Raw genomic sequence first — 7,228 nt, forward strand, 5'->3', positions numbered from 1 at the left:
GGGATGTACATCTATCGCTTGGTCCTGCTCCTGGTAGTGGGGATTTACCTGTTTTCCCCGGCCATCATGGATTGGTGGATCGACGCCACTGGCGCCTGGTATCGCCCGTATCTGCTCTGGCTGATTCTGATCGTCGTGACCTTCATCCTGCAGAGCCAAAAAGATGCCGATGAGCTTTAGCCTGACCCAGATGATCCTGATCAGCGCCGCGTACCTGGCGGTGCTGTTCGGCGTCGCCTGGATCAGCGAACGGGGCATGATCCCCCGGGCGATCATTCGCCACCCCCTGACTTACACCCTGTCGCTGGGCGTTTACGCCAGTGCCTGGGCGTTTTACGGCACGGTGGGCCTTGCCTATCAGTACGGCTACGGCTTTCTCTCCAGCTACCTTGGGGTTTCCGGGGCATTTCTGCTCGCGCCGGTGTTGCTGTATCCGATCCTGAAGATCACTCGCACGTATCAACTGTCGTCGCTGGCCGACCTGTTCGCGTTTCGCTTTCGCAGTACCTGGGCCGGCGCACTGACCACGATCTTCATGCTGATCGGCGTGCTGCCGTTGCTGGCCCTGCAGATTCAGGCCGTGGCGGACTCCATCGGTATCCTCACCCGCGAACCGGTGCAGCATCGCGTGGCCCTGAGCTTTTGCGCGCTGATTACGCTGTTCACGATTTTCTTCGGCTCGCGCCACATCGCCACCCGCGAGAAACACGAAGGCCTGGTGTTTGCCATTGCCTTCGAGTCGGTGATCAAGCTGATCGCCATTGGCGGCGTTGGTTTGTATGCACTGTACGGCGTGTTCGACGGCCCGCAACAGCTGGAACTGTGGCTGCTGCAAAACCAGACCGCCCTCGCCGCGTTGCACACGCCTTTGCAAGAAGGCCCGTGGCGCACGCTGTTGCTGGTGTTCTTCGCCTCGGCGATTGTGATGCCGCACATGTACCACATGACCTTTACCGAAAACCTCAACCCGCGCTCGCTGGTCAGCGCGAGCTGGGGCTTGCCGTTGTTCCTGCTGTTGATGAGCCTGGCGGTGCCGCTGATTCTCTGGGCGGGCCTGAAACTGGGGGCCACGACCAATCCGGAATACTTCACGCTGGGCATCGGTATCGCCGCCAACAGCAAAGCCTTGGCGCTGCTGGCGTATGTCGGCGGGCTATCGGCCGCCAGCGGGCTGATCATCGTCACCACCCTGGCCCTGTCCGGGATGGCGCTGAACCACCTGGTGCTGCCGCTCTATCAGCCACCGGCCGAAGGCAACATCTACCGCTGGTTGAAATGGACACGTCGGGCGCTGATCGTCGCGATCATCATGGCCGGTTACGGTTTCTATCTGCTGCTGGGCGCAGAGCAGGACCTGGCCAACCTCGGCATCGTCGCGTTTGTGGCGACGTTGCAGTTCCTGCCGGGCGTGCTGTCCGTCCTGTACTGGCCGACCGCCAACCGCCGTGGCTTCATCGCCGGTTTGCTGGCGGGGATTCTGGTGTGGCTGGTGACCATGCTGTTGCCGCTGGTCGGCAACCTGCAAGGTTTCTACATTCCGCTGTTGAACATGATCTACGTGCTGGACGACACCAGTTGGCACATGGCCGCAATCGCCTCGCTGGCCGCCAACGTGCTGATGTTCACCCTGATTTCGCTGTTCACCAACGCCAGCCCCGAAGAAGCCAGCGCCGCCGAAGCTTGCGCCGTGGACAACGTGCGTCGCCCGCAACGCCGGGAATTACACGCCGCCTCGCCTCAGGAATTCGCCACGCAACTGGCCAAACCCTTGGGCGCCAAGGCTGCGCAGAAAGAAGTCGAACAAGCGCTGCGCGATCTCTACCTGCCGTTCGACGAGCGCCGGCCTTACGCCTTGCGCCGCTTGCGCGACCGGATCGAAGCCAACCTCTCCGGCCTGATGGGCCCGAGCGTGGCGCAGGACATGGTCGAGACCTTCCTGCCTTATAAGGCTGGCGGTGAAAACTACGTCACCGAAGACATTCACTTCATCGAAAGCCGCCTCGAGGATTACCACTCGCGCCTGACCGGCCTGGCTGCCGAACTCGATGCCCTGCGCCGCTACCACCGCCAGACCCTGCAGGAATTGCCGATGGGCGTTTGCTCGCTGGCCAAGGATCAGGAAATCCTCATGTGGAACAAAGCCATGGAGGAGCTGACCGGAATCGCCGCGCAGCGTGTGGTCGGTTCGCGCCTGAGCACCATCGCCGATCCGTGGAAAGAACTGCTGCAAGGCTTCATCAATCTGCCGGACGAGCATTTGCACAAGCAACATCTGGCCCTTGATGGCCAGACCCGCTGGCTGAACCTGCACAAAGCGGCGATCGACGAACCGCTCGCGCCGGGTAACAGTGGTTTGGTATTGCTGGTGGAAGACCTCACCGAAACGCAGATGCTCGAAGACAAACTGGTGCACTCCGAGCGCCTGGCCAGTATCGGCCGCCTCGCTGCGGGCGTGGCCCATGAAATCGGCAACCCGATCACCGGCATCGCTTGCCTGGCGCAGAACCTGCGCGAAGAACGCGAAGACGATGGCGAGCTGAAGGAAATCAGCGGGCAGATTCTGGAACAGACCAAACGCGTATCGCGCATCGTCCAGTCGCTGATGAGTTTCGCCCACGCGGGCAGTCATCAGCACAACGACGAGCCCGTCTGTCTGGCCGAAGTGGCCCAGGACGCCATTGGTTTGCTGGCCCTGAACCGACGCAATTTCGAAGTGCAGTTCTACAACCTGTGCGACCCCGATCACTGGGTCGAAGGCGATCCGCAGCGACTCGCCCAAGTACTGATCAACCTGCTCTCAAACGCCCGTGACGCCTCGCCTCCCGGCAGCGCGGTGCGGGTAAAAAGCGAAGCCGGCGAACACACGGTCGACCTGATCGTGGAAGACGAAGGCAGCGGTATTCCATCGAGCATCATGGATAGGTTGTTCGAACCTTTCTTCACCACCAAGGATCCTGGCGAAGGCACCGGTCTGGGCCTTGCACTGGTCTATTCCATCGTTGAAGAGCATTATGGACAAATCACCATCGACAGCCCGGCTGATGTTCAAAGCCAACGCGGCACCCGTATCCGGGTGACCTTGCCGCGTCATGTCGAAGCGACGTCCGCTGTGAACTGAGACCGTCGAGAGTATCGAATCAATGCCGCACATTTTGATCGTCGAAGACGAAACAATTATCCGCTCCGCCTTGCGCCGCCTGCTGGAACGTAACCAGTACCAGGTCAGCGAAGCCGGTTCAGTGCAGGAAGCACAAGAACGCTTCACCATTCCCACGTTCGACCTGATCGTCAGCGACCTGCGTTTGCCTGGCGCGCCGGGCACCGAGTTGATCAAACTCGGCCAGGGCACGCCGGTGCTGATCATGACCAGCTACGCCAGCCTGCGCTCGGCGGTCGACTCCATGAAGATGGGCGCGGTGGATTACATCGCCAAGCCTTTCGACCACGACGAAATGCTCCAGGCCGTCGCACGCATCCTGCGTGACCGGCAATCGGTACAGGCCAGCGGTGAACCTGCCGTCGGCAAAGCCGGCAATGGCGCGGCGAAACCGGGTGTCGACAACAGCAACGGCGAAATCGGCATCATCGGTTCGTGCCCGCCGATGCAGGATCTGTACAGCAAGATCCGCAAAGTCGCGCCGACCGACTCCAATGTCCTGATCCAGGGCGAGTCCGGCACCGGTAAAGAACTGGTGGCCCGCGCCCTGCACAACCTGTCCAGGCGCGCCAAGGCACCGATGATTTCGGTGAACTGCGCGGCGATTCCGGAAAGCCTGATCGAGTCCGAACTGTTCGGCCACGAAAAAGGCGCGTTCACCGGTGCCAGCGCCGGGCGTGCAGGCCTGGTGGAAGCGGCTGATGGCGGCACCTTGTTCCTCGACGAAATCGGCGAACTGCCACTGGAAGCCCAGGCCCGCTTGCTGCGCGTGTTGCAGGAAGGCGAAATTCGCCGGGTCGGTTCGGTCCAGTCGCAGAAAGTCGATGTGCGCTTGATCGCCGCGACTCACCGGGACCTCAAGAGCCTCGCGAAGATCGGCCAGTTCCGTGAAGACTTGTATTACCGCCTCCACGTGATCGCCCTGAAACTGCCGGCCCTGCGTGAGCGCGGTGCCGACGTCAACGAAATCGCCAATGCCTTCCTGGCGCGGCAGAGCGCGCGGGTCAACCGCACCGATCTGAAGTTCGCCGCGGACGCCGAACAGGCGATTCGTCATTACTCCTGGCCGGGCAACGTGCGCGAACTGGAAAACGCGGTCGAACGCGCGGTCATCCTGTGCGAGAGCCCGGAAATTTCCGCCGAGCTGCTGGGCATCGACATCGAGCTGAGCGACCTGGAAGACGATGAGTTCATCGGCCTGCCTCCGCAACAGGGCAACGGCGCCGGCAACAACAATCATGAGCCGACCGAAGACCTGTCACTGGAAGACTACTTCCAGCACTTCGTCCTCGAACATCAGGACCACATGACCGAAACCGAGCTGGCACGCAAACTGGGCGTCAGCCGTAAATGCCTGTGGGAACGCCGCCAACGCCTGGGCATTCCGCGGCGCAAGACCGGGGTGGCCAGCGAGAGCTGAGCGGGTAACACATGATTGTGTGAAGAAACTGTTACCCCAGTTTTTTCACGTAACAGAAACCGGGGCTTACGGTAACGAAGCCCCGGTTTTTTTTGGCCTCGAATAAGCCCATCAAGTGACGTAACCCCTTGTTTTGTTGGGCTTCGCAAAAGTTGGCACGCACCCTGCTATATGTTTGGTACAAGAACAATAACAAGCAATGTACAAGACAATAAAAATAAGACGTATCGACTCACGCACAATAAAAACAAGACGGCATGAGGCGTAGCTAACTGATTCTTTTGGAGAGGCGTTGTATTTGGGGCTTGCCCCACGACCAGGCCGAGAACAACAAAAAACTGTCTTGAGACAGAGCCTGAACTGGTTGGATCGCAAGATCACTGCAGCACAGCGACCAAAGCAATCCGTTTGCTCTTGGCTCCCGATTGGGAGGGTCATGAAGGAAAACTTCATGACGCGGGCACTCAACAAAAACAAGAAGCCCGAAACCAATAACAAAAATAGAACATGCAACTACTTCTTGGGGAGCTTCGGCTCCCCTTGTAGTTTCTGGCATTTACGCCCGTGCCAGACACGCCCTTCAAGCGCTTGCGCAGCTTCCTACACCATCCCCCGACTAAATGCTAGAATCCCCGCCCATCATGCGGTCATTCTTCGTTTTGGCCGAACATTCCTTCAAACAGTGCATCCCATGCTGAAGAAGCTGTTCCAGTCATTCCGTTCTCCCAAGCGTCATACGCAACACATCCGCAGCACGCCTGAAGTGCTTAACAGCGGCCAACACTCGCTGCAAAAGGCACAATTCAGCCGTTACGCGGTGAATATCGTCGAACGCCTGCAGAACGCCGGTTACCAGGCTTACCTGGTCGGCGGTTGTGTGCGCGACATGATGCTCGGCATCACACCGAAAGACTTTGACGTCGCCACCAGTGCCACCCCTGAACAGGTGCGCGCCGAATTCCGCAATGCGCGGATCATCGGCCGCCGCTTCAAACTGGTGCATATCCACTTTGGCCGCGAAATCATTGAAGTCGCGACCTTCCGCGCCAATCACCCGCAAAACGATGAAGAGGAAGACAGCAACCAGTCTTCCCGCAACGAGAGCGGGCGCATTCTGCGCGATAACGTCTATGGCACGCTGGAAGAAGACGCGCAACGCCGCGACTTCACCATCAACGCCCTGTATTACGATCCGGTCAGCGAGCGCATCCTCGACTACGCCAACGGCGTACACGACATCCGCAACCACCTGATCCGTTTGATCGGCGATCCGAAACAACGCTACCAGGAAGACCCGGTGCGGATGCTGCGCGCCGTGCGTTTTGCCGCCAAGCTGAATTTCGGCATCGAAAAACACAGCGCCCTGCCGATCCGCGACCTGGCACCGATGCTGCGCGAGATCCCGTCGGCCCGTCTGTTCGAAGAAGTGCTCAAGCTGTTCCTCTCCGGCCACGCCGCGGACACCTTCGAGATGCTGGTCGACCTGCAGCTGTTCGATCCGCTGTTCCCGGCCAGTGCCGAGGCGCTGGAATACAACCCGACGTACACCCACACCCTGATCAGCGAAGCGCTGATCAACACCGACCTGCGCATCAAGCAGAACAAACCGGTGACCCCGGCGTTCCTGTTTGCAGCCCTGTTGTGGCCTGCCCTGCCGGCTCGCGTGCTGCGCTTGCAGGAACGTGGCATGCCGCCGATTCCGGCGATGCAGGAAGCGGCGCACGAACTGATTGCCGAACAGTGCCAGCGGATCGCGATTCCAAAACGCTTCACCATGCCGATCCGCGAGATCTGGGACATGCAGGAACGCCTGCCGCGCCGCAGCGGCAAACGCGCCGACCTGCTGCTGGACAACCCGCGTTTCCGCGCCGGTTACGACTTCCTGCTGCTGCGCGAAAGCGCTGGCGAACAGACCGATGGCCTGGGCGAATGGTGGACGGATTATCAGGACGCCAACGACAGCGAACGTCGTGACATGATCCGCGACCTCAGTGGCAAGGAAGACGGCACTGGCGCACCACGCAAACGTCGCCGCAGCGGCGGTGCCAAGCGCAAACGTGCAGCCGGCGCACCGAGCACCACGGGCGAGTAAGCATGGAACGCATCTACATCGGCATGGGCAGCAACCTGGCTGACCCCGCCGAACAATTGCGCAGCGCCGTCGAAGCGCTGGCGCGGTTGCCGCAGACTGAACTGGTCGGGGTTTCCGGGTTTTATCAGAGCGACTCGCTGCTGCCTGGCCAACCGCGTTACACCAACGCAGTGGCCGCCCTCGACAGCACACTTGCCCCGCTGGAGCTGCTCGATGCGCTGCAAGCCATCGAGAACGGACAGGGCCGCGAGCGTCTTGAGCGCTGGGGGCCACGCACGCTTGATCTCGACATCGTGCTGTTCGGTGATCGGCTGATCGACGAGCCACGCCTCAAGGTACCTCACTACCATATGCAGGAACGCGCGTTCGTTCTGTATCCGTTGGCCGAATTGGCGCCAGTGGATTTGCGGTTGGCGGATGGGCGTGCACTGACTGATCTCCTTGCAGCCTGCCCGTTCGTCGGGTTGGAACGCCTCCCCCCGAATTAACGCACATCCCCTGTGGGAGCGAGCCTGCTCGCGATAGCGGTGGATCAGTCGGCATCAATGCTGAATGACAC

5 protein-coding genes are annotated in these 7,228 nt (G+C 60.4%); all 5 read left to right on the forward strand.

The features are described from left to right. Positions 1 to 3 precede the first annotated feature (3 nt). Positions 4 to 180 (forward strand): hypothetical protein, encoded by a 177-nt coding sequence (locus KGB25_RS27830; protein ID WP_003176118.1) that lies wholly within the window; start codon positions 4 to 6, stop codon positions 178 to 180. After that, positions 164 to 3,118: a sensor histidine kinase gene (locus KGB25_RS27835; RefSeq protein ID WP_008033180.1), complete on the forward strand. Its 2,955-nt coding sequence runs from the start codon at positions 164 to 166 to the stop codon at positions 3,116 to 3,118. Before KGB25_RS27830 ends, KGB25_RS27835 begins: the two co-directional genes overlap by 17 nt. A gap of 22 nt (positions 3,119 to 3,140) precedes the next feature. Then, entirely contained in the window at positions 3,141 to 4,577 is a 1,437-nt protein-coding gene (locus KGB25_RS27840; RefSeq protein WP_008036379.1) for a sigma-54-dependent transcriptional regulator, read from the forward strand. 691 nt (positions 4,578 to 5,268) lie between these two features. Continuing rightward, positions 5,269 to 6,669, forward strand: coding sequence for a polynucleotide adenylyltransferase PcnB (locus KGB25_RS27845; protein ID WP_008033187.1), 1,401 nt, complete (start codon positions 5,269 to 5,271; stop codon positions 6,667 to 6,669). Positions 6,670 to 6,671: 2 nt separating this feature from the next. Then, on the forward strand, positions 6,672 to 7,157 hold the full coding sequence (gene folK / locus KGB25_RS27850; protein WP_223437583.1) for a 2-amino-4-hydroxy-6-hydroxymethyldihydropteridine diphosphokinase: 486 nt from the start codon (positions 6,672 to 6,674) through the stop codon (positions 7,155 to 7,157). Positions 7,158 to 7,228 lie beyond the last annotated feature (71 nt).

This window comes from Pseudomonas sp. BF-RE-21, assembly GCF_019947305.1.
Taxonomy (GTDB): Bacteria; Pseudomonadota; Gammaproteobacteria; order Pseudomonadales; family Pseudomonadaceae; genus Aquipseudomonas; species Aquipseudomonas migulae.

What these genes read in the sequence shown, in the direction of transcription:
- KGB25_RS27830 (WP_003176118.1), top strand. Translation starts at nt 4, where the DNA reads ATGTACATCTATCGCTTGGTCCTGCTCCTGGTAGTGGGGATTTACCTG.
- KGB25_RS27835 (WP_008033180.1), top strand. Translation starts at nt 164, where the DNA reads ATGCCGATGAGCTTTAGCCTGACCCAGATGATCCTGATCAGCGCCGCG.
- KGB25_RS27840 (WP_008036379.1), top strand. Translation starts at nt 3,141, where the DNA reads ATGCCGCACATTTTGATCGTCGAAGACGAAACAATTATCCGCTCCGCC.
- KGB25_RS27845 (WP_008033187.1), top strand. Translation starts at nt 5,269, where the DNA reads ATGCTGAAGAAGCTGTTCCAGTCATTCCGTTCTCCCAAGCGTCATACG.
- folK (WP_223437583.1), top strand. Translation starts at nt 6,672, where the DNA reads ATGGAACGCATCTACATCGGCATGGGCAGCAACCTGGCTGACCCCGCC.